At 54.2% G+C, this 22075-nt stretch carries 26 protein-coding genes and 2 pseudogenes; 9 read left to right on the top strand and 19 right to left on the bottom strand.

The genetic code is table 11. The annotated features are described in order from the left end of the window. Positions 1-2: 2 nt before the first annotated feature. The 3 genes from CIK74_RS02675 (at position 3) to CIK74_RS02665 (ending at position 1339) form a co-directional block, all read left to right on the top strand. Entirely contained in the window at positions 3-341 is a 339-nt protein-coding gene (locus CIK74_RS02675) for a hypothetical protein (protein ID WP_096254236.1), read from the top strand. A 45-nt stretch (positions 342-386) separates the two neighbouring features. Beyond that, positions 387-944, top strand: a complete 558-nt coding sequence (locus CIK74_RS02670; protein ID WP_096254235.1) for a GNAT family N-acetyltransferase — start codon at positions 387-389, stop codon at positions 942-944. A gap of 65 nt (positions 945-1009) precedes the next feature. After that, positions 1010-1339, top strand: coding sequence for a hypothetical protein (locus CIK74_RS02665; protein ID WP_096254234.1), 330 nt, complete (start codon positions 1010-1012; stop codon positions 1337-1339). Between the two features lie 35 nt (positions 1340-1374). On the opposite strand, the gene CIK74_RS02660 is transcribed toward CIK74_RS02665, so the two are convergent. From CIK74_RS02660 to CIK74_RS18890, 3 genes are all read right to left on the bottom strand, one after another. After that, positions 1375-2517 carry a glycosyltransferase 87 family protein gene (locus CIK74_RS02660; protein WP_170947710.1) on the bottom strand — a complete coding sequence of 381 codons (1143 nt, stop codon included), beginning with the start codon at positions 2515-2517 and terminating at the stop codon, positions 1375-1377. A gap of 147 nt (positions 2518-2664) precedes the next feature. Beyond that, positions 2665-2949: a DUF6355 family natural product biosynthesis protein gene (locus CIK74_RS02655; RefSeq protein WP_096254232.1), complete on the bottom strand. Its 285-nt coding sequence runs from the start codon at positions 2947-2949 to the stop codon at positions 2665-2667. 373 nt (positions 2950-3322) lie between these two features. Next, complete coding sequence (locus CIK74_RS18890; protein ID WP_205738228.1) at positions 3323-3634, bottom strand: hypothetical protein; 312 nt, start codon at positions 3632-3634, stop codon at positions 3323-3325. A 627-nt stretch (positions 3635-4261) separates the two neighbouring features. Here CIK74_RS18890 and CIK74_RS02645 point away from each other — a divergent pair. Beyond that, a protein-coding gene (locus CIK74_RS02645; protein ID WP_096254230.1) for an IS3 family transposase occupies positions 4262-5739 on the top strand; the annotation gives its coding sequence in 2 pieces (ribosomal slippage) (positions 4262-4658 and positions 4658-5739; 1479 coding nt in all). Here the strand turns inward: CIK74_RS02645 and CIK74_RS02640 are convergent. The 4 genes and pseudogenes from CIK74_RS02640 to CIK74_RS02625 all read right to left on the bottom strand — a co-directional run bounded on the left by CIK74_RS02640 (position 5705) and on the right by CIK74_RS02625 (position 9597). Further along, a complete protein-coding gene (locus CIK74_RS02640; RefSeq protein WP_240520440.1) occupies positions 5705-7099 on the bottom strand; it encodes an IS1380 family transposase in 1395 nt (464 codons plus the stop codon). The two genes, CIK74_RS02645 and CIK74_RS02640, sit on opposite strands and share 35 nt — an antisense overlap. Positions 7100-7221: 122 nt before the next feature. Further along, positions 7222-7740: pseudogene (locus CIK74_RS02635) on the bottom strand (PepSY-associated TM helix domain-containing protein); the annotation flags it as partial. A gap of 82 nt (positions 7741-7822) precedes the next feature. Then, positions 7823-9025 carry a Dyp-type peroxidase gene (locus CIK74_RS02630; RefSeq protein WP_096254229.1) on the bottom strand — a complete coding sequence of 401 codons (1203 nt, stop codon included), beginning with the start codon at positions 9023-9025 and terminating at the stop codon, positions 7823-7825. Then, on the bottom strand, positions 9025-9597 hold the full coding sequence (locus CIK74_RS02625; protein WP_096254228.1) for a copper chaperone PCu(A)C: 573 nt from the start codon (positions 9595-9597) through the stop codon (positions 9025-9027). Before CIK74_RS02625 ends, CIK74_RS02630 begins: the two co-directional genes overlap by 1 nt. Positions 9598-9613: 16 nt before the next feature. Between CIK74_RS02625 and CIK74_RS02620 the strand changes: the two genes are divergently transcribed. Then, positions 9614-9817, top strand: coding sequence for a hypothetical protein (locus CIK74_RS02620; RefSeq protein WP_096254227.1), 204 nt, complete (start codon positions 9614-9616; stop codon positions 9815-9817). A 186-nt stretch (positions 9818-10003) separates the two neighbouring features. On the opposite strand, the gene CIK74_RS02615 is transcribed toward CIK74_RS02620, so the two are convergent. Next, a complete protein-coding gene (locus tag CIK74_RS02615; RefSeq protein WP_141392852.1) occupies positions 10004-10474 on the bottom strand; it encodes a hypothetical protein in 471 nt (156 codons plus the stop codon). A gap of 280 nt (positions 10475-10754) precedes the next feature. Further along, positions 10755-11159, bottom strand: a complete 405-nt coding sequence (locus CIK74_RS18440) for a hypothetical protein (RefSeq protein ID WP_141392851.1) — start codon at positions 11157-11159, stop codon at positions 10755-10757. 103 nt (positions 11160-11262) lie between these two features. On the opposite strand from CIK74_RS18440, the gene CIK74_RS02610 reads away from it, so the two are divergent. After that, the gene (locus CIK74_RS02610; RefSeq protein ID WP_096254225.1) at positions 11263-11544 is read left to right on the top strand and encodes a hypothetical protein; all 282 of its coding nucleotides are present in this window, start codon (positions 11263-11265) and stop codon (positions 11542-11544) included. Between the two features lie 214 nt (positions 11545-11758). On the opposite strand, the gene CIK74_RS02605 is transcribed toward CIK74_RS02610, so the two are convergent. The 3 genes from CIK74_RS02605 to CIK74_RS02595 all read right to left on the bottom strand — a co-directional run bounded on the left by CIK74_RS02605 (position 11759) and on the right by CIK74_RS02595 (position 13847). Next, positions 11759-12193, bottom strand: a complete 435-nt coding sequence (locus tag CIK74_RS02605; RefSeq protein ID WP_096254224.1) for a hypothetical protein — start codon at positions 12191-12193, stop codon at positions 11759-11761. A 379-nt stretch (positions 12194-12572) separates the two neighbouring features. Further along, complete coding sequence (locus CIK74_RS18435; protein WP_141392850.1) at positions 12573-13013, bottom strand: hypothetical protein; 441 nt, start codon at positions 13011-13013, stop codon at positions 12573-12575. Between the two features lie 240 nt (positions 13014-13253). Further along, entirely contained in the window at positions 13254-13847 is a 594-nt protein-coding gene (locus CIK74_RS02595) for a recombinase family protein (protein WP_096254222.1), read from the bottom strand. A 393-nt stretch (positions 13848-14240) separates the two neighbouring features. Here CIK74_RS02595 and CIK74_RS02590 point away from each other — a divergent pair, with 393 nt between their 5' ends. The 3 genes from CIK74_RS02590 (at position 14241) to CIK74_RS02580 (ending at position 17353) form a co-directional block, all read left to right on the top strand. After that, a complete protein-coding gene (locus CIK74_RS02590) occupies positions 14241-14975 on the top strand; it encodes a class I SAM-dependent methyltransferase (RefSeq protein WP_096254221.1) in 735 nt (244 codons plus the stop codon). 1275 nt (positions 14976-16250) lie between these two features. After that, positions 16251-16934 carry a hypothetical protein gene (locus CIK74_RS02585; RefSeq protein ID WP_141392849.1) on the top strand — a complete coding sequence of 228 codons (684 nt, stop codon included), beginning with the start codon at positions 16251-16253 and terminating at the stop codon, positions 16932-16934. Between the two features lie 44 nt (positions 16935-16978). Then, positions 16979-17353 (top strand): hypothetical protein, encoded by a 375-nt coding sequence (locus CIK74_RS02580; RefSeq protein WP_096254219.1) that lies wholly within the window; start codon positions 16979-16981, stop codon positions 17351-17353. 973 nt (positions 17354-18326) lie between these two features. On the opposite strand, the gene CIK74_RS18430 is transcribed toward CIK74_RS02580, so the two are convergent. The 7 genes and pseudogenes from CIK74_RS18430 to CIK74_RS18885 form a co-directional block, all read right to left on the bottom strand. Further along, positions 18327-18557, bottom strand: coding sequence for a hypothetical protein (locus tag CIK74_RS18430; protein WP_141392848.1), 231 nt, complete (start codon positions 18555-18557; stop codon positions 18327-18329). A gap of 10 nt (positions 18558-18567) precedes the next feature. Beyond that, entirely contained in the window at positions 18568-19248 is a 681-nt protein-coding gene (locus CIK74_RS02575) for a hypothetical protein (RefSeq protein WP_096254218.1), read from the bottom strand. A gap of 253 nt (positions 19249-19501) precedes the next feature. Beyond that, entirely contained in the window at positions 19502-19765 is a 264-nt protein-coding gene (locus CIK74_RS02570) for a helix-turn-helix domain-containing protein (protein WP_096254217.1), read from the bottom strand. A gap of 162 nt (positions 19766-19927) precedes the next feature. After that, entirely contained in the window at positions 19928-20116 is a 189-nt protein-coding gene (locus CIK74_RS18635) for a hypothetical protein (protein WP_170947708.1), read from the bottom strand. Positions 20117-20188: 72 nt separating this feature from the next. Next, the gene (locus CIK74_RS02560; protein WP_096254216.1) at positions 20189-20653 is read right to left on the bottom strand and encodes a hypothetical protein; all 465 of its coding nucleotides are present in this window, start codon (positions 20651-20653) and stop codon (positions 20189-20191) included. Positions 20654-20848: 195 nt separating this feature from the next. Further along, a complete protein-coding gene (locus CIK74_RS02555) occupies positions 20849-21505 on the bottom strand; it encodes a hypothetical protein (protein ID WP_141392847.1) in 657 nt (218 codons plus the stop codon). A 304-nt stretch (positions 21506-21809) separates the two neighbouring features. Beyond that, positions 21810-22055: pseudogene (locus CIK74_RS18885) on the bottom strand (integrase core domain-containing protein); the annotation flags it as partial. Positions 22056-22075 lie beyond the last annotated feature (20 nt).

The raw sequence follows: 22075 nt of genomic DNA, 5'->3' as shown, positions 1-22075 counted from the left end.
TCATGACTAACAAGAATGTTCAGGTCGAAGCTTTCCAAGAAGCAGCGGCCGCATTGAAAGCAGAACGCTACTGGGATCATTCATCGGTAGATTCCCAGATCGAATTTTTGAACGCTCTTAGCGACGTGGCGCGAGAAGTTGCTTACCAACTGGACCGGTACAAAGTTCTACAGCCTGAAGCGGTCAAGGCGTACCGAGCCGCTGCCGCCGAGCCGCTAGGCCCATCCTTCCAGGAAGACACGGCCGAGCTGCTTTTGATGGGATCGCTGCATAACCATATTCAGCAGCTCTACAAATCCGCTGTGCCAGGGTCAACCTTCTTAGACCGGCATGATGGGTAAAGCAACGCGAAATGCTATCGCGGCCAATAGAGCCGAAAGAAGACGATGACTTCTCAAACGCTAAATAACCCTGGATCTGCAAATGGCCAAGAGGTTGTTAAAAAGAGACACGTGAAACTAGCTACAGAATTGGTGAAACAGCGCTACACCTTCCGGCCCATGGCAGAAAAGGATCTTCCTGCTGTGACGCAATTTGTCAGGGCGAATATCCAGGTTTCTGATGGGTTTAGTCTGACCACAGACAATCTGGGCATGCTCGTAGAAGATGCTAGCGGCACATTATCGGCAGCAGTCATCGTGGAAATGGGACTCTTCGAAACGGACACGATTATGTCTGTTTCTCATGTCGCAACCGACCCCGACCATCGAGGAAAGGGCATCGCAACTGTCATGTTGAACATGCTGCACAATATTCCTGAGTCATACGGTGCGCCGCAGCCCACCTTGACTATTGGGTTTACGCATCCAAAGGCCATCAAACTGTATCGACGCGCAGGCTTTAACGTCGGACAGGAAGGTACAGCAACCCCGTCAAGCCCAAATGGAATCTTCCCGGAGACCCGCAGCAGCAACCCTGCATTTCAATATCCGTTCTACCGCTAGAAAATCTGGTTGATCCAGTAACGGTCGATATCTAAACTGTCCAGTGCATTAAGGAAGATCTCCCTATGAAACTCTCAGAAGAAGATATTGAATCACTGGCCGTCGCGGTCGATTTTGTACTTAGCGAACTTGACCAAGCCGAGCAGCGAGTGAGTTTTCCTAGACCTGGTGAAAAGCCGAGCAGCGAGGACGCAGAGAACGAGCGCACCAAGCGCGACTTCCTCAAGCAGGAGCGGAGGCGGTATAAGGCCATACGTGCAAGGCTTGTAGGGAACGAACAGCACGGTGTTTCGGTCGCGCAAGAGTTCCTAAACATAGCTCTAGGCCTTGAATCCGCGACTTTTCCAGACGATGACAGCGAAGAGTCTTATGAACGGTGGACTACCGACCAATAACGGTTGTTTTTTTGAGCTGAGCTCCCGATCTGATGCTACCGCTCGCTATTCTGGCCTTCGGGCAGTCGCGCAGGACTGGAAGTACCTTTTTCTGAGATTTCGAATGATCCAGACGGCCGAGCGAGAACGATTCCCAAGGCTAGCGTCAGTAGGAGTAAGCCTTCGCGGAAGACTATGCCAATCGCAGAGAGAACAATATTCTCAGGTAGTGCCGTGAGAACCCAATCGCCGAGGTCGGTTGGTTGCATAAGCAGAAAGAGCAGTCCGGCTAGGCCCCAGCGCCGGGTACGTGCATTCAGGGAGAGGCGCAGGACGATAAACACCAGGAACACCCAATGGTGTATCCAGCTAACCGGTGAGAGCAATTGAATGCTTGCGCCTACAATAAGAACTGCATCGAGGGTTCGCTGTGCTTTGTGCAAACGGTAGGCAGTAGCCAAGGCCGCCGCAGCTACGCCAAGGATGAAGAAGGCCTTGACTCCTAGGGGGGCGTCCGCCCAAAAGTATGCGAGAGCGCCGGAAATCGAATTGTTCCCGCTCGTTGCGAAATTGCTGCCCAGATCTACTTTGCCGCTCAGCGACAAGATCTCCACGCTCAGATAATGCCATGTATTTACGGGGAAGAGTACCGCGCCGATGGCCAGGGTGCCCAGACCTCCTGCGCACATCCATATTGCTGCTCGGAACTGGCGAGTAGCGAGAAGATAAAACAGGAAGAATGCAGGAGTGAGCTTGATGCCTGCTGCAATGCCAGTCAATAGTCCGCGAGGCAGCCAAGAAATCCGCTGTGTCTTATTAGCCGCCAGATCATAGAGACAGGCAACAGCTAGCAAGATATTGATCTGCCCGAAAGCGAGATGCTGAGCGATCACGGTTGTTCCGCTCAGCAGGAGAAACAGGGCGATAACAAACTTGGATGAGGGATCGTGGCCGATTGAGCGGGCCAGGAACCTCAGTGCCCAGGCAAGTCCGCAAAGCATGACGAAGGTCCAGACAACCCAAGCCAGCATTGGCGGAAGCAAAGTGAATGGTTGGATGAGTAAAAGGGTGAAAGGGGTGTATACGAAAGGCAACCCCTCATCCGGCAATCGTCCGCTGAAAATATTGTGAGCGTAGATATTCTCAGTTGTGAAAGCCTGGCGAGCCGCATCGTAGTAGACAAAAAAATCTACAGGCATGTAGGTCAGGCTTGATAACGCCAGACATAGAAAAAGTAAGGTCATTGCCAGCGGGAGAAGATACTGAATTACGTATTTCTGCTGTAACACTGGCAACGACCTTACTTGTCTACTGGTTAGAGATTCTCTCTACCCACCCTATGACAATTAGCAAGAGCGAAGATAGAAGGCGTTGGTGATTGCGTAGATGCCGCCATCGTTCTTGCGTAGCAGGGTCGAACCAGGGCCAACGCACTGACCGTAGTTTCCTACAACCTGATCAACCTGGATGTAGGCTCTGCCTGAACCGCAATGATTGTAGTAGCTATACCCTCCGCTGACGTAATAGCCGCATGGCGCAGCTTGAGCGGCAGGGGCTGCTATGACTGCCCCTGACGCAATTATGCCCAGCGCAAGCGCGGCTCCAGTTAGGCGTTTCTTCAATCCGATCATTGGCTTACCTTCTCTTCTGAGGTGCAGTGACAAGACCAGAATATGTATATAAAGGTTTTTAAACCAGTAGTGATATTTAAATATTTTGAGTGTAGGATACGCAAATCAAATACTTGGAATAAGAACAGGCGCCTTCCAGAATTGGTGGCTAGAGCGGTGTGCGGGTCTGTAGCATGCGCTTATGACCGCAACAATTATTCGCCCGCTTAGGGGCAGGATTCAGGTAAGGGGCTTGAATGCTCCCCGAGATGGACAGCCAACGAACAAGGAAATGTTCAGAACGGCAACTGGCGCTGCCATCCGACCAACATGGGTTGTGGCCGATCCTGGGGAACCGGGCTGGAAAGGGTATTGGACGATCGCACGTCAACATCTAACGGATGTTGCTGAAGCAGTAGCTATTCGCGATGGACTTGTTCTCATTGATATGCATTACAGCACGGCTGAGCAGTGCGATACGAGATGCCAGACAGCTGAAGGTAATGACTGCACGTGTTCCTGTGAAGGCAAATACCACGGCAGGGGAGAGCATGCTGCTTGGCTCGAAGTCGGCGATACAACGCTGTTTCGTGGGGGAGACGAGAAGATCGTGACGCGTTCTCTCGACGGCCAACAAGCCCTGCGGGATCGGGAAGATAGGTTGGCTGAACTGATTCGTCAGATTGGAAGGTGATCGGCTTTTCATTTGGATCCAATAACGGTGGTTTATGAGGCAGTTGTCATGATCCAATTCTCACCCAAATTTCCCGCTCAAGGTTGGGCAACTAGCCACAATGAGACGACCATTGGGAGAGCTACCACCGCGCTGCAAGGCATCTAGCAAGCCAGCAATAGCACCTGCTGGATGGAAACGTTAACCACCACCGACGGAACCTACCCATCCCTAGGAGACTAAACACCGATTGAGGAACACCCCGACCATTGGGGCCCACTCTGCTGCGGAACACCCAGTGCTCTCACTAGGCGAAGCTATGACGAGACAAGCGCCTAGACCGCCACGGTCAGTGACCGGATCAGAAAAGGAACGGGAGATCCTGGAGCCTTAGATTCTTGCTTTGGTTGCGAATAATATTCTCGATTCAGGGGTTTTTCACGATGTCTATGCGGTAGTCTCCTGGCTGCCAATTGTCCGTAGGATTCATCGAGAATCCTTCGATGTAGAGAGATCCGTCGCCTACACGGCTGGCTTCAAAAGTGAACTGAACGGCTCTGGCTAGCGCTCCCCTGTCTGTCAGGGTTGAGTGAGACCAGCCCCTCATAGCAACCCCCGCCTCACCCCAGACAGGGCGAGAACAAGGAAACTCAGCGCACCATGAGCATCACCACCTTGAAGCAACCAGCCCCTGATGTGTCCGAGAATAGAAGCATGGATTCTTCTCCACGCCCGGACCAGCCCCGACGCCGTGCCATCAGCCCCGCTCAGAAACTTGCCTACCTCGAAGGCTATGACCAAGCCATCCAAACAAGTGAAGGCGGCAGCTACCTACGCGCCAACGGAATCTACTCCTCCCACATCGCTGAATGGCGCAAACTCCGCAACGCAGGGATCCTCGACGAGCACGCCACCACAGCTCAGGGCGGAACGGCACGGACCACGAAGAGCAAACTCACCAAAGAACAAGCAGAAATCGCACGACTGAAGAAAGAATTAGCTGCCCGTGACGCGAAACTCGCGACCACGCAAACCGCGCTAGACATCATGGGAAAAGCACACGCGCTCTTGGAGCAGATCTCGAAGAGCGCGGATTCCGAATAGACTCCCGTGCGTTCATGAAAAACGTCTTTGACCAGCTCGTTGAGTCTGGGATTTCGACTCGCCGAGCCAGTTCTCTGGCTGGTGTCAGCCGAGCCACGATGGCCCGCCACAAGCGTGCTGAACGTTTTCCACCCAAGCCAGTTGATGCGCCTCGTCCAGCACCGGCGAACAAACTCACCGAGGCTGAAGAAGCGTTGATTCTTGAAACGTTGAATAGCGACCGGTTTGTGGATCAAGCACCAGAACAGATCTATGCTGTGCTGCTCAGCGAAGGGACCTACTTGTGTTCGGTGGCCAGCATGTATCGGCTTCTACGTCGGGAAAAACAAGTCGCTGAGCGCCGGCGGCAGGCACGTCATCCGGCCCGGAAAGTCCCTGAATTAGTGGCGTATCAGCCTGGTGAGGTCTTTTCGTGGGACATCACCAAATTGGCGGGGCCTCACAGAGGGACCTACTTCGGTGCGTACGTGATGATCGATATTTACTCTCGTTATATCGTCGGGTGCCAGGTCCACTTGCGGGAGTCTGGGGCTTTGGCTGAAGCGTTCATGAAGCAGGTTTTTGCTCAGGATCAAGTCCCGCAAGTAGTTCATGCTGATCGCGGGACGTCTATGACGTCCAAACCGGTCGCGTCGTTGCTCTCTGATTTGGATGTGTTGCGTTCGCATTCCCGGCCGAAGGTGAGCAATGACAATCCGTATTCCGAGTCGTGGTTTAAGACTTTGAAGTATATGCCGGTATTTCCTGAGCGGTTCGGTTCGTTGGAGCACGCCAGGGATTTTATGGGCCGGTTTGTTCATGCGTATAACACTGAGCATCGCCATTCAGGATTGGGTTTTCATACTCCTGCCGACGTGCATTTCGGGATGACTGGGCACGTGGATGACCAACGCCTAGCGGCGTTGGAAAAGGCATGGGCGGAGCATCCTGAGCGGTTTGGAAAGAACCGGCTCCCGAAGAAAATGTTGCTGCCTGAAGCGGCTTGGATTAACGAACCGATCAAGCAGGAAGAAGGAGAAAAGATGTTGGTCTAAGACTTAGTGGTCTCACTTGACTTGAAAATTTCCGTTGCCGCCCACCAGAGACGATTTTCCCCGCCATCGAGAACAGCCGGTACCTCCACCGCTTAAGATCCCAGACCGAAGCCTTATGACCGCCAGGCAGCACGGCCAGTTGCAGCCATGCGACCAAGTTCACCGCGAACATTGCCAGGTCAGCCCACGCCTGGTTCGCAGCAAAAGACCAATACGGTAGCTTCCCCAACCCCGCATTCTTCAACGTTTTGATCCTGTTTTCACACCGGCCACGGGCACGGTGCCGGGCATCGAGGAACGCCACGTTGAACCGCGGAGCATTGGTCAAGAACGCTGTCACCCGGTTCCCGTCGGTATCGAACAAGTTTGCTTTCGCACCGGGATGCAACGGCTCAGCGCGCAGATAGATCCTTGTTCCTGGTGGGTAGTCCTTCAGCTCCAAGACTTTGCTCGCGTCAATCACCCACGCGTCATCACGCTGCTGCCCGTCAGCGGTGAGTGCTGGTTCCCAGTACTTCTTCTCATCGATCCACCGGACGAACCGTTCCTTGATGACCGGCAGCGAATATGAGGTGGAGAACTGGATCCCCAACGAATCCAGGTGGTGCAAGAACTCCCGGGAGGACCCAGCATTATCGGTACGGACCAGGATCTTCTCACCGACCAGGTTTCCGTGCTCGTCATAGAAATCATCAGGCAGCTGGGCCAGTGCTTGGCCGAGCACCTCGATATGGGATTTCGCGGAGTTTGCGCCCCGGTTTCCCGGGCGCAACTGCACGGCGAGGACTTCTCCGGTGCCGTGGGCTTTGCCGTAGTCAGCCATGGCGATCATCGGTGAAAAGCCGTATCCGCCTTTATACGTTCCTGCGCTGGATTCTTTCTCGGAATGGACATGAACTAGCGACGCATCGATGTCGATAATCAGCGGATTGGTTGCCGTAGCCAGCCGGGCGGGATTCCGGGGCCCGGCCGCCGCCCAAACCTTGGAACGCAGACTCCGGGTCATGGTGGCGAACCCGTAGGAGAAAGCTTCTGGTTGTTCCTTGATCCGGCCCATGAATCGGCTGATTGTGGCATCCGACGCTACAGGACCGAAGAGGTCTGGTGCGGCTCGTAGCTGGTCGATGTCTGTGGCTTGTTCACCGCCGGCCGCCAACGATAGAGCCAATGCTCCGAGGATCTTGCCTGGACGGTGCGTCGCGGAGGCTGGCACGAACTGGCTGAACCGGTCCTCGCAGAGGCTGCGGAAGTCCAAGGCGTTCAGGAAACTGGTCAGTACAGATAACCCTGCGTGAGAGACCAAGGTTTGGCCGGTGAGTTGGGTCGGGATGGCAGGGAAAACTTGGGTAGAATGGTTCACAGAAAAGGTGATCCTTCGAACGGGTATTTTGGAAGCTTAGACACTCCCATTTTCCCAGTTCAGATCACCTTTTCATCTTTTAAGTCAGTTAATGACTACCGGCCTTCATGAAATACCCGGGCTAAGCCGGCAAGGGCAATGATACCTAGCCAGGAAGCTGCCAGCTCGCTGTACATGCGTCCTGGCTCACCGAGTTGCAGATTGCGGTGCAACTGGTCGATCCAGGTGCGTAATGGCAGGGCACCACTGGTTCCGTAGGCGGTGAGATCGCCGCGGATTTCAGCGGTGGCAGGGTCCACGAAGATGGCCCTGGTTTCGCTCTCGCCCAGTGCTGGGTCGGCATACATCACCCGCGTGGTGTCCCCTTCATTCGGTGCCGGACGCACCGCGACCAAGGCCTCGCTGCTACCCATATAGGAGTTGGCCGCTTCGACTTGATCAGCTAGCGGCAGATAGGAATCAGCAACCGGTGCGTGCAGTTCTTTGGCGTAGACCGCTTGTTCGATCTGCGGCGTGATCGCGTATAAAGCTCCGCTCACGGCGGCGATGAGGATGAACGGACCGATGAAAATTCCTGCGTAGAAATGCAGCCGAAGTAGCAGTTGCCCAAACCAGCCTTTGCGAGTCGGACGGGAAGGCATGGAAGGCGGTTGGGATTCCGGGGGGTGCGGTGTCTAAAAGTGTCATGAGTAATCCTTGAAAGAAAAGAAATAATAGGGCTGGTCATGCCTTGAAGAGGGTTTCACCGACGAATCCTCCTTCGGCACAGCCTGGCGGGATGAGGAACACGGCAGAGCCGATCGGCGTGGTCCACTGATTCAGCGCGTCAAGCTCCGCCAGACGTTGTTGCAACGGGACATATTGCTTGGCCACGCTTTGTTGGTAGGACACGAAAATCAGTCCCGAATCGGAAATATCGGTTCCAGTGGGCTGCTCGTCATAGTTGTATCCCCGGCGGAAGATCCGCTCGCTGGGGTTCTCTGAGCGGGCGCGTCGAATGTGTGCATGGGCGGGAATGACCGTGAATCCGAGAGCGTTGGTTGCTTCGAAATCGGGTTCGTCGTGTTCCTGACTGCCGGTGGTGGGGGCACCATTCGCCAAGGTTCGTCCAACACTGAATTCTCGACCGGAACGATCCACTTCATCCCAGGTGTCGACGTCCATCTGGATGCGGCGAATGACCATGGTCGTGCTTCCATCAGGGTTCCATACCAGCGCGTTGAAGTCTTCGGTCTGCGGCGACGGGTTGACGGTTCCATCAACCTGTCCGAAGAGGTTACGCATCGTCGTGCCAGAAGCTTCTGATCCTCTAGAACGGCGGAATCCTGGTTGCACCCATTTCACCGATGCGAACCGTCGGGCATCTTTGAGCAGCATCCGCTGGGCATGAGCCACGGTCAGCTGATCATCCGAGGCGATATGCAGCAACAGGTCTCCGTCGTTCCACCGTTCTTGCAACCGATCGATACTGAACTTAGGCAGTGGCTGAATACCTGCGGCAGAGGATCCTGCCAGCTCCACCAGCTTCGGGCCAAAGCCGAAGGTCACGGTCAAGCGGGCAGGAACTGCTCCTAGTTCCGGTTCGGTATCTGCCAATGCAGCTTGCCCTTGGGTGAGCCTTGCTGCGTCATCTGTGAGCAGTCGCAGGAGGCGCTGCACTGCTGCGCTGTCCACCTTTTCATTCAGGGCGAGAGAGATGTAGGTGGCGTGGGCTTGCGGTTTCGTAGCGATGCCTGCTTGGTGGGGGCCATAGAACGGAATCACGGTGTTCCCGTGCAACTGATTCGCTGCCTCAGCGGGCGCGGTGGTGCTAGTCAAGGACTCAATGCCGAGGGCTGCGATCGCTCCCAGCCCTGCGGCGGCTCCACCGAACAGTACTCCGCGCCGACTCGGGCCACTTTGAAAGGGTGTCTTTTCGTGGGGCATTAGTGATCGTGGGTGCTTTCCGATGCGGAATGGTCCATATCCATGGTGCTGTGGTCCATGTCCCCGTGCTCGGTGCCTTCGTATTTTTCGTTGGCTCCGGCGAACTCCTTGACGGGGGCGGTGACATCGAAGGTGGTGTCATCGGAGAAGGTCAGGGTCAGGTTCACATCATTGCCTGGTTGCAGTGGTTCGGTGAGGTCCATGAGCATGATGTGGTCTCCCCCGGGTTCCAGATGCAGTTCGCTATGGGCGGGGATGGTGAAGCCACCGGTTTTTTCACGCATGACCATGGCCCCGGATTCATTGGCTACGGTCTCGTGCAGTTCCAGGTCGGTGGAGGCAGGGCTGGTCACGGAGGTAACGGTGATGTCGTGGTCCCCGGTGTTTTCAATGGTGCCGAATCCTGCGGACATGCCTTCGTCAGCGGCCTTCACCCACGGATCTTTCATGGTGACCGTGGCATTGGCCGGTGATGCGGGGCTGTTCTCGGCGGAGTTTGTAGCGCAGCCGCTCAGGGTGAGCAGGGCAGCGGCACAGAGGGCAGCGGTACGCAGAGCAAAAGAGGTGTTCAAGGTTCATCCTAAAAATATGGAAGCGCAGACAGCGCGCTTCGAAGGAGATATGCTGTTGAGCCCAAAAACTCTGGATGCCGAGCAATATGCAGGGCAACCGGTTGTTGGGGATGGCATGGTGAGGGAATGCCCTCAGAAGAAGGGCATGGAAGTCTATGGTGTAAGCGCACTGTGCGGATTACTGAGCGACGGGGCGCGAAACGACGCAGGCAGTTGCTGAGCTAGGAAATCATCACGATGAATAGTTGTGCGTGAAGCAGCATGCCAGGCCCGGGTTCAAAGCGGTCTTGCATACGAGCAAATTCCTGTGGACAGCAACACGAGACGCAACAAATCCGCCTGTCAGTCGTCAGTAAGGCAGACGTAAAAAACCCACAGACGCGTTGATCTGTAAATGGGAGTGATCTTACACCGTGGTGAGTGCGGGTGGACCCCGACGAATAACCGACGTTGAATACACGCATATCGTGCAGGTCGGGATTTCACGCGGGGCAGTGGGAGTCGGCTGTGGGTGGATTAGCTGGTAGGCGAAAGTAACTAGTCGCCACAGCAGTTTCCAGGTCAATAGGTCAACGATGTTAGCGGCAGCGATGAGCATTTGTTCGCTACGATGCAGAACCAGCACGGTAGCAAGGCCCGCCATGAGGTGGGCTAGAAGCATCGTGGTATCACCATGGCTCATGGTGGCAGCGTCGACCGAGGTAGTGACATCTATGGGCATAGTCATCCCATGATGCGCGTGCATGCCCTGCCCGCCAATGATGGACGCAGCTGAATGCCCGGCCCCCATCGAGAACAACAGATGAAAGAGCAGCTGGCTGAATCCAACCATCCCGGCCAAGCGCCACAGGGTGAATTGTCGACCGCTAAGCAACATGCACACTAGAAACGACAGCGCGAGAGGCAGCGCGACGTTCAGGAGTCCTGGTACGTCTCCGCCTGCGAGTACGTGGGAGCACAGAGAAACGAACGTCGCAAAGAATGCGGCGGTCGTGCCTCTGAGAACACGTGTCGAGCGGGCGGATTTTTGCACACCCCTAGTATTCCAGACTGAGCGCTGTATTTCGACATCCCGTAAAACTGAAGTGGTAATGGCCCCTGTTTGCAGAAGGACCGAAAACGGTCATTTATGGGACGCAGGATCAACTGCTCGCGCCTTATCCGTCAGTGAGCGGATTCGCAGTCTTTTCGGATTCCCGAAACCTGATTCCGGAACGGTATTTCCCACAATCCATGGTCAGTGGTTTACGGGATGCAGCTGACTTCAGATTTTTTGGCTGATTTTTAGATTTTTGAGTCGTGCCCGAAAGAGGTTGTGTCTCCAATGGTTCCGTCTTGCGGTCCACCGTGAATAGAAGATATTGACCGCGAGGAGAAACACGGCCATTCGGATGCCTCGAGTGGCTGTTCACGGGAACCGGGTGAAGAACTGCCGGTGAGGCCTGCGTCATGGCGTAGCATGCCGGTGTTCCTTTAGGCTTGGCCGGGGCAATCCCATTTCGCTTTACTTCGGTGCCCGCGTCCTGTACTTCAGCAAAGACCGATTTTTCTTGGCTGGTCACGGTTCTTGTGGGGTTGCTGAGTAAATTTCTCCGGTCTTGATCTATACCTGTTACCCCGCAGTAAGGTCAGAGGCCATAGAACTATTGGACAACCCAGGAGTTCATGTTGAACACCCACCGCAAAGACATTCATCTATCTCTCTCACCTGACCAGTACGATGACTTGACCAGCGCTTTGGAGACCCACCTTAACGGGTTACACCAGTTCGCCAAGGAGTCGGCTTTAGGTTTCGGTTTAGAGACCACTTATTGGTCTCACCGCGTTGCAGAAGTCCAAGGACTGCTCGAAGCTGTGCATCGTCTCGCGGCAGAAGAAAACCCCGACGCGGTGAACCAAGACCTGCAGCGCCTTTCCCACGATTCACATGAGCATCCGCACTCGTAGCACGCACCACAGGCGTGCTCGATTAATGAAGCGAAAGCGGAGCCTGAACCTCTTCAGCTTTCGAAGCTGAACGAGGCTGATCAAACCGGTGATAGAACGGCGCAATAAAAGACTTACTGGTAGAGAGCTACGGATTTAGCTGTGCGGCATGGCCGATGACTGGCCTTAAGCCGCAATGCTCCTTTCTCTGCCATCCGAAAGTGCGCGGAAAGGGTCAGAGGCTCAAGCGCTGCCCGTAGCTTTTCGTGTCTGACACTGGGTGGAATACCGGGATGGGCAGTGCCACTGCGCAGGAATCCCAATACTTTACTCGGAAAGTTACCGCGCCTTGATTCTCTGTGCGAGCAAAAAGCTCTGGGATGTGAGTTGTAGCTTCCTCCGGATCGACTGACTTCAATACGGGGTTCGGCGGGGAAACATAGAGGAATTTAAGTTCATCAGAGCCAGCGTCGAGCATAGCGACCAACGCAGATCGCCCGTGCATGGATACCATGCCCATGACGTCGTTGAGAAGTTCGGCAGGATCAGCCATGACCACTGGCATTCCCTGAGCCCAGCCGTGCGCGGCGAGGTGTGCGCGTCCTTCACATGATCCGAGCAGATCGCTGACGCGTTCGGCAGTTTGCGTTCTTACGAGACGTCCTGGCATTGGTACTACCTCCACTGTGTTCTTGAGTCTTCCGAGTGATCCCCATCAGCTTGGAACAAGACACAACGCAGACTGGCTGCCTGTCGCTGCGGTTCTTAGTGTGTTGTTTCCACCCTAGGAGGATCAGCGCAACAACGCTACCGATTCAGGTAAACGTTAATAAAAGTTCACGTCAACTCATCAATTGGCAGTTTTTCAAGGAATCAAATTGCCTGTGGAAAGAAAAAGTGGATTGGCGGAAGAATGCTGAAAATGACTAGTCAGACAGGCAAAGGCTGGGGGCCGCGCGTTGCTCAGAGCGCATATGAAGCGTCGAAACTGGGGATCGGTGAGGATTCTCAGAAATTTAAAAGGTTTGACTAGGGAATTGGCACAAGGCTCAGCGATTATCAGATGACAGCTGGGCATCCGCCGCCCTGTTGTCGTTGCTGACGTAGAGGGGGATCTGGTGAAGCGCGGCGCTATGAGCCCAGAAATGGACGCGAAAGCGCGTGATCCTATTCTCGCTGTGCCTGACGCAGAGTTCCGCGAGCGTAGTTCCCGATGGCAGAGGAACAACTCTGGTGAAGAGGGGGCTGGGGATGGTGACATGCCACAGTTGCAAGGCGTCAGTTTGAGCGTTGGTGAGCACCAGAAGCACAGCCCGTCCATGGACGGAAACAAACCCCATGACGTCTTCCACCAGCTCATCTCGGTGGGCAAAGACTACTGGCATGCCTTCCACCCATCCATACGCGGTGAGGTGCCTTTGAGTTATAGGGCAGTGCAGCAGCTCGTTGAGACGTTGGGTGGCGGGGGTATGCAGTTCGGGCGTGTTCATATCTTCCTCCATTGAGGGCAGCTTGCCCTAAGCTGACCGACCACGAGCTTTACTGAATTTTATTCAGGTACGTTCCCCGGTTTCGCCTCTGACGCTCGGTAATCTTCGTGGAGTGATCTTCTGAGAATACTCCTAACTTGGGAAAGAGGGTATTCAATCGGCGGAAGACTTTGGGCGTCTCATGGCCGGCAAACTTAAGGGGATGGCCCAGGCCCGATGACGTCGATCTCTATGAATGAACTAATTGGTGTGAAGCTTGTCCATTTTATTGATCCGTCGGTAGAGGGTTGCGCGGGACATGCCCATGTCTTTGGCGACTTGTGTTGCTGGTTCGCCGGCCTGGATGAGTTTTGCGGCGGTGCGGATCTGGGACTCGGTAAAGGTCGGGCGTCGACCTCCAAGGTCGCCGCCGCAGGTGCGGCGTTTGGTGACGGAGTCGTTGATGCGTTCGCGTTTGATCTCTAATTCCATTTGGGCCAGTGCTGCCATGACGGTGAAGACCATGGCACCCATGGGTGTTTTGGTGTCAACGCCGCCGCCGCCAAGATTGAGCACGCGCAGTCCGATATTCCGTTCACGCAGTTCTTCGGCTAATTCGAGCATTTTTTGGGTGGAGCGCCCGAGTCTGTCCAGGGTGGTGATCACGAGCGTGTCGTTCGGGTGCAGCGATTCGAGCGCCTTACCGAGTCCGGGCCGCTTCGCCAATGCGCCGGATAGGCCGTGGTCGATATAGAGGTCATCGCGCCGGACCCCAGCCGCAAGAAGATCCTGGATTTGCCGGTCGGCGTCTTGGGCTTTCGTTGATACGCGGGCGTATCCGATCAGTTTGGTCATCGGTCCTTCGAAAGTGTCTCGCAACTAATGGTGTTGACCTGATTTTACGTCATTGGTTGCGACACATGGTTGCGAGAATTTCGAACCGTTGAGTTTCCGCGAATTTTTCATCAGGGGAGTGGTAGGTGGTGAGACGTCTTGCAACCTATAGGTTATGAGACCTTCCAAAGCCACTTTTTGTTCCATCCGAGCGGCAACTGGCTAAGGGAGGAGAATTTGCTGTTCGAATCCGTGGGAAAGTCTTTCAACAGCGTGATTCACCGATGGCACGTGCCCGCAAGCGGACCTTCATACGGACACGATTATGGGTCGATCACTTCCATAAATTCGTTGTCACATTGCTTCCGGCATGTTCTCTGATGTGGTGCACCGTGTGAACCGTAAGGTAGTTGAATGACGTCTCCACTCACAGGCGAGCAACTTGCAGCCTTATACGACACCGAGAATACATGGGCTGCGGATGATGAATTCTTCCTCGCATTTGTCAATGAACGCCCCGACACGAAAGTGCTCGACCTGGGGTGCGGTACGGGTCGGTTGACGCTGGCGATCGCTGCTGCTGGTCATCGCGTAGTCGGCATCGATCCAGATTTCGACTCACTTGCGGCCGCACAGCGTAAGCCCGAATCAGGCAATGTGGATTGGGTTGGTGGCACTTCGTCCCAGATCCCTGCGGGGGAATCCTTCGACGTAGCAATCATGACCTCGCACGTGGCGCAGGCGATCAGCAACGACGATGATTGGGCACAGACCCTTGAAGATGTGTATCGGAGCCTCGTGCCCGGTGGTCGGCTGGCGTTCGACTCCCGCGATCCTGCTGCCAGAGTATGGGAACGCTGGACACCTGCCAACACCCACGGTTCATACACGCTCCCGGATGGCACGACCATCGAGACTTGGATCGAATGTACTGCGCTAGAAAGCGGACTCGTTACGATGACCGAGCACCGTGTTCGCCCGGAAATTTTTGAGGAAACCGAAACCATGATCCTCGCCTTCCGCAGCGAGGAGCAGCTGCGAAACGACCTCACTACGGCGGGGTTCACCGTTGAACGGGTGTTTGGCGGTTGGAGCGGTCAGGCTGTCGGTGGTGCGCAGGGCGAATTGATCGTCATCGCCGTGAAATGAAAAGTGAGACCTGCTCACCCGAGGTGGCTTTCATGATGTCACAGTAGAGAGGTTCCGCTTGTGGGCGAGAAATCGTAGTGCAGAGGACTTCTGACATTCAGTGCAGGCGACTTCTGAAAATGACAACAGGGGGTTTAGCTATGTAATAATTCGGCAGCGGAGGGCGGGAAAAGCACGTAACCAGATTTTGGTTGCGTACTTAGCCTCCTGCCCACATGGGCACGAAAAAAGCCCTCCCGATCCGCTGCTTTTTTCGAACGACGCGTGGCCACCAAATACCAAACGGTATAGGTGGCCACGCCCCACAAATTTCATAGACTTGCCCTCATAAAATTCCTTTACGCGGGCAACCGGTCATCTCTCTTCGTGGGGAAGATGACCACCTGACGCTCTGCGCAGTGTGCACTCTCCAAGTCACATACTGCGCAGAGCGTCAGTCTTTTAACCGACACTCGGCAAAATCCTGACGTACCGGTTTTGTCGTCGCGACAAATTCTCCAAGAGGAACCGCGACACCCGCGACGCCACCGCCTGACCGACGAGCGACACTGCCTGGCGACAGCGTTTGAAAATTAAGTTGTCGTCGCGACAAATTCTCCAAGAGGAACCGCGACACCCGCGACGCCACCGCCTGACCGACGAGCGACACTGCCTGGCGACAGCGCTTGAAAATCAAGTTGTCGTCGCGACAAATTCTCCAAGAGGAACCGCGACACCCGCGACGCCACAGCTCAGACCCACCTGTTGTTTAACCGTGGATGCGTCAGCGTTGCCCCTCGCCCACATGTGCACGACGCAAGCTCCCAACGCTCCGCTGCTTGCCGTCGCACACATGATGGACGACGGGACCCAACTGACCACCTGCCCACAAGCCCTAAGTTTCGTCCCATACCGAACCATCCTGTTAAGCGATCAGGGCATGATGGACAGCTTCAACTCAGAACATCTCCTGTCTCAAAACCGACCAACTCCTACACGACCAATCCATCGCTACCTAGACGCCGCCCAACCTAATACGCCCAGACCCACCTCGTCTCCCAGCCAAGCTCACAGCTCCACAAGCCCCTTGGAAGTAGCCCCCTGAAAACGCCCCAGGGGAACCCCATCCAAGGCAGCTCAGCGCTACCCTCAAGTTGCTATTGAACCTCGCAGGGGAGAGCACCCAGCAAGTCCCAGCCCCAACAAGACTAAAAAGCTCTCACACCTCTGGCACCAAGGTGCACTTCCGGGGACATTTCGACCACAGTTGTCGGTTTAGAACGGTAGGATAGAAGCATGCCTAAAGGGGTTCCGGAGCAGGTTAAGCGCAACTGTCGTGTGTGTCGTAAACGGTTCAAGGCAGCGTCAAACCGGCAAATTTACTGCGGGTATGAATGTAGCCTGGCAGCGCGTCGCTCACGCCGTTCTCCGGTGCAAACCGCAGCGGGGGAATCGGCAACAACTGTCGAGGAACTCAACGAGCTAGTGCGCCAAGAGCGAGAGAAGAACGATGCGCTACGCCGTGAAAACTACCGACTGCAAGAAGCTGTCATCAGATCGGTCTACGATCACCTCAGCGCTACGGTTGGCTGGCCTGGAATCTCATTTGATGATGCCTACCAGCGCATCACCTTAGACCTGTTCAAGGGTCAGCCGGTGACAGAAGAAGAACTCTCCCTAATCCTTGAGCTGTTGGGAGAAGAGGAACGGCGTCAGATTGAACTGAGCAGGCCAGCAACACCCTATAGGCGCTCACAGCCCATCAGGAGTCCAGAACGCGGTCAGCGTGCAGGGGAGCTAAGAGTGAAGCTCGGTAAAAGCCATTTCAGCGAAGAACAACCACTAATCCCCAGTAGTAAAGAGCTACCGCAATCCGGGCGGTCGCAGTACCTGCGCCACCATGCGAGAAAAGAAGCGAAACCCTATATCGACGAAGCTAAACGCCCATGGGCTTACTGGGATAAGGACGAAGATGAATAGCAACAACCCTAGTTTAGTTTAGTCAACTAAACTAAACTAGTGGTATGAAGTTCTCAGACGCAGACAAACAATCCGCACTCGCCACAGTCAACGAACTGGCAACGCTACGGCACGCACTAACCAGCATGGCTGAAGAAGTGCGGATCCTCCTCGAGCAAGCCGAACGCAGCGCAGCAGCTCACGACGTACCGCCGTCATTGATCGCTAAAGCAGCAGGCATCACCAAAGGGCGCATGACGCAGTTACTCGCACGCCCCGGCACCAATGATTTACTCGGTAGCCAGATCACCAAGATCGCCTTCAACCTCGTTGAACTACCGCAGGACACCCTCAGAGCACATAAGGCAGATTTCCCCGGAGAAATGACCTTCCCGCCCTACCCGCAGCCACGTAAACGCACAGGACGCAAAGAGAGCTAGCAAGCATAGCGACTGGTGCCCCAGTCGCGCGTGAAGCCCTCGGCAGTGCAGCGCATTAGAGGTGCAGTAAAAGTGCATCTACTACGCATTCGCACAGCCGTAGCAACGCATGTACAGCAACGCTATAAAGCCAGTACAGAAAGCTGTAGGAGCGTACGTAAAGCTGTAAAGCCAGTACACGAAACCATAAACCCGCACCGTAAAGCTGTAGAACTTGTACGGGAACCCGTAAAACGTGCATTACCTGTAAAACCCGTATTACCCGTAATGCTGGCATTACACGTGCAGCTCACGAGCTGCACGGACTGATCGCAAACGATCAATCGACCGAATAAGGGAAACATCTGACTTGGTTTAGATTAACTTAGAACACGCCCTTATTCGGTCACACCTCTTGCATCTTTGATAACCGAGGTCGAACTACCGCGTCTTACCGTCACATATGTGACGGTAAGTGCTGCTCGATGCCAGAGGTGTACGGGCGTTTTTCTCACTCTTCCTAAAGCTCCAGCACCGCTGTACCGACACTGAGCTATGCGCCAGTAGATCCCAAAAGCAGCGCATCCCACCATTGAGTCTGGAAACGACGCATGGTGCAGCTAGACGCCCTCCATGCGAGGGGGCGCAGACGAAGGAGCATAAGAACTTGAACCGTGAACGTGTGTTGAAGAATCTAGAAAAGTTGTTTTGGAGCACCTACGGCGCAGGTGCTTGTGCCGGGCTGACAGTCTGGTTCACTCGGCTGCTGTCGTAGCTCGCTCTTAACGGTTCCAGGCACACACTGAACAGCTTTAAAAGCGTGGTTCAGTGTGTGCCTGGTTGCGTGTCTCTTGTGACGGCAGCGGGCGCGTTTCGAACGTTTATAGTTGCCTGCATGTGGTTACGGGAGAAATTCTTAGGTAGCCAAGAAAGGATGTTTGATGGCTGCTAGAAAATTTTTCTAGTAGCCATCAAACATCCCAGATCCTGCGAATTATTTATTCGCAGAGTTCTTCCAATAGATAACAGTGCCGATGACAGCAAACCCTAAAGGTGCAATCCAAGCCTGAATCGAGAACCACGACTGCATTGAAGAAAGATCATGTGAAATCGTCAGGCCTGTAATAATTCGGGCAACTAGCAAAACCCATACAAAGGTCAGGCCAGTTTTTAGCGCTCTACCTGAGGGAGCAGGCGAGCTACTTGAGTGAGCAGAATTTTCCATTTTGACTCCTTTATAGTTTGCCTCGGCAACTCCATGCGCCCCATCCCAGTGCCACGCCGATTCCCACAGGACCGCCCATAGATTTTACGATAGCAGGGCCTAGGAACTTAGCAACTGCTTTTGCCGCGATTCCCCAGTTCCAAGAGCTGATTCCAAGTTTGATAGCTGAAATGATGCCCGGAGATCCGCCTAGAGCAGGGATTCCAAGACCGTTCAAAATTACGCACTTTGCAAATTCTGTTGCTCCGTAGGGCTGGAGTGCTTTCCCCGGAGTCTTGCGCTCAATCTCGTTAGTTGCTTGCTCAGATTCTTTTTCAGCCATCAGGTTTAACGAGTCGCTCAGCATACGTAGCTCAGATGCCCTGTCTTGAGCCCCATCCTTAGCAAGATTCTTTGTGTTCACAAAGAATTGACCCGAAGAATCCATCTGGATATAGCGCGTGAACAGAGTCTCCACGTCTTTTTCCAGCTGTTCCATTTCTTTCTGGCTAACTTCACCTGACGAGTCAGCAGCTACAGACGTAGCAATAGTTTTAGTGCTTTGCTGAGAGGCAGCGAACGCACCAGACGGAACTCCTGCAAGCAAGGTGCCAACCAGAGTTGCAGAGCACAACATGACAGCGCTTTTCTTGAACATCGGGTACTCCTCATTGATCGTAACAGTGATGAAAATCGGCTGAATTTCCGACAACTGATACTTCCTGCGAGAATCCGAGAACAGTTCAATTGAGCAGATGACTATTTTTCTCATATCAACCGATAAATTACACGCTAGTGAAGATGATTCTGCTTGTAAATCATACTTTAGTAGGAGGGTATGACTCCGTTTTAGTTCCAGCTGGTTCAGCGAGTTCTTGACTGCGACTATCTTGTGACGTCGCTAGATACGTTCAGCGATGTTCAGGCACGACCTTTACGCGCCATGTAGTGACCTCCAGCAGGTTCTAGGCGGTGTCGCGTTTATCCGCGTCTTTATGGAGCGCGTAGTGAACCGCGCGCGCTGAGATTCCTATTTCTTCCGCGATCGCGCGCATGGATAGCCCTTGCTCGCGTAGCTCGTGGATCTTTTGGTGACGGTCTGCAGCTCGGCCGAGGTAGACCTCGCGCGGTTCAGAAGTCCACCGAATAATTGTGTTGGTCGAGTAGCCAGTTTTTTTGGCTAGCGAACTTACGCTCATGCCGTTTCGGGGTATTCGCTGCGGGGTCATTTGATCGCCTCCAAGATGTTCTTCGCAGTCTGGCTGTGTTCCCGTTTCTTTTCAATACTTTTGCGTCCGCGTGCTGATTGGATTGCGATGAATGTTGCTTCGTAGACGGCTGCGCCGTCGCTCCACATGCGTGATTGTGTGGTGATCCAGCGGTGGATGCTTTTAGCGATCTGCTGCGCTTCGTTGCCCGTCGAAGGATACGACGACGAATTCTTGCCACCAGATGATTTCTGGGACGCACCCGCCACCGAACAACGCATACAACCACCCGCCGAAAATATCGATCATCATCGTCATCATCCAGAACGCGACACCACACACACCGGGCCCGGCATCACTGACTGACCCCATGAGAGAACGAAAGAATCCCTGGACTGTTTCAGTCCAGGGATTCTTTCTCTTTCCTCGATTACCACCGCTCCACTACAAGACAGCGCTATGGAACCTCACTACCCGGCCACCATTTTCCTTGACGGCCTGTGCAAAACCATCCGGGTATCTCATGAGCAACGTGCCGTCCTGAGTAAGGAAACTATTGAGCAAAAGGAGCTTGTCGATAGCTTCTTTCGGCAGCACTGTAATCGTTAGTGTTGTTGCTTGAGCATCAAGCACCAGGAATATAGCTCCAGCCCGGATGCCTGTCTCTTCAAACGCTGTATCGAGCCGGTCATTAGGAATATGAGTCATATGCGAGGTGGCTTGCTCTGTTGAGCTTAAGCGGCGGCTACCCATCACCAATACTTCTTCTGTGCCATCTTCTCGAATCGCAATTATCCTGCTTTTTTCCAACCGAGCTTCGCGATACAGCTCAAGATCGATGAGAAGTCCTGGCATTTCTTGACGTGCAAGACGCCCTACACCCTTACCGTCAGTCTGCTTACTAAACATTTTGTGAAGTTCCAATCAATAGGCACACCCTGATTTTCAGAGCGTTTTCTCTAACTGTACTTGCATAATTTACATTATGCAAGCTTGACTACAGAAACACGCTTGCACAAACAGTCGTTTTCTTCGCGATACCTTAACTAAGGAGTGCTTGGCTTTACCCCTCATGGATAAAGCCAAGCACTCTCTTTCTCTTGCCTACCTGCCAATACCAGGACTGCTTGTTCCTGGTGATTGTGGCGGCATCGGCGGGCGACCGTTAATGTCGTATTCCTCAACCTTGCTCACCGTGGCGGTTACACCAGCCCGAGTCGGAGTGACGGCCGTCGTCGTCACTGTGTACCCTGGCTCAGCTTGATCCATCTTTTTCACTCGCTCATCAGATGAACCAATACGAGAAGGTTCAGCATGATGACCTTGCGGCTCTGCAGTCTGCTCACTGGTAGCTTTCCACGGCAACTGTTCCAAAGGGATCGAGGACTCGCACAATGTCACCCGCGCACCCTGGGAAAGATGCTGAGCACGAGTTTGTCCGTCCGCGTCCTGCACGGAAATGTACTGATTTTCCGGGAATGCACCTTGCAATGTTCCGTGGAAAAACTCGCCAGTCTTATTGTTCTGCCCCGTCACATACAGATTCTGATGCTCGGGCTCCAGACCCTTAATATTCAGTCTGACTGCTCCCTGGTCAGCTGCTACCAAATACGACAGTTCAGAAACCGATAGAGCGCCATGGCGACGCGCCATCACTGGCAGTTCTGTTTCCGATTTGAGCTGAACCTCATGGCGCCCACCGTTTTCTTCGCGGTAATGAACTGATGCACGATCGCTGAACCGGTTTTCGACTTTCAGCACACGTACTGGATCCGGACTCGTCGACCGAGGATCAAGATGATTCCGCGCCAATGCATCACCACTACGCAATGCCGACACCGTAAACAAGTCCTTGCCGAAAATCTTCCGCGACTCCCCTGGCTCCAAGTCACGACCTGCCACCCGTGGAATATCGGTAGGTGGAACAACATAACGTTCCGGCGCAGTACGCTCCTGGCCAGTATCTGCACCCCTACATGTAGGGGTGCATTATTTGCAGGGGCAGAAACAAGCGGTTCTTCTAGGGGTGTGGGGTTCCCCGCAACTAGTGGACACGTGATCTAGCTCATGCTGCTAGCGTTAGCACGGTCCTATGCTGTTCAACGCGTTCCTGCTGGCCGCGAAGCTTCTGCTCAAACTCCACCGGAGGAACCATCCCCAGGCTTGAATGCAGCCGGCGGCGGTTATAGAAATCCTCAATCCACCAAGCCACTTTCTGCTTGGCGTCCGCCCTGGTTGCCTACCGGTAGCGGTCATAGAATTTGGTCTTCAGCGTCGACCAGAATGACTCGCTCATGGCGTTGTCCCAGCATTAACCGGCTAAAAAATAGC

Origin of the sequence: Glutamicibacter sp. BW77 (assembly GCF_002332285.1) — a bacterium.
GTDB classification, from domain to species: Bacteria; Actinomycetota; Actinomycetes; order Actinomycetales; family Micrococcaceae; genus Glutamicibacter; species Glutamicibacter bergerei.
Note: the sequence above shows the minus strand (reverse complement) of the source record. Positions and strands in the feature narration are given on the sequence as shown.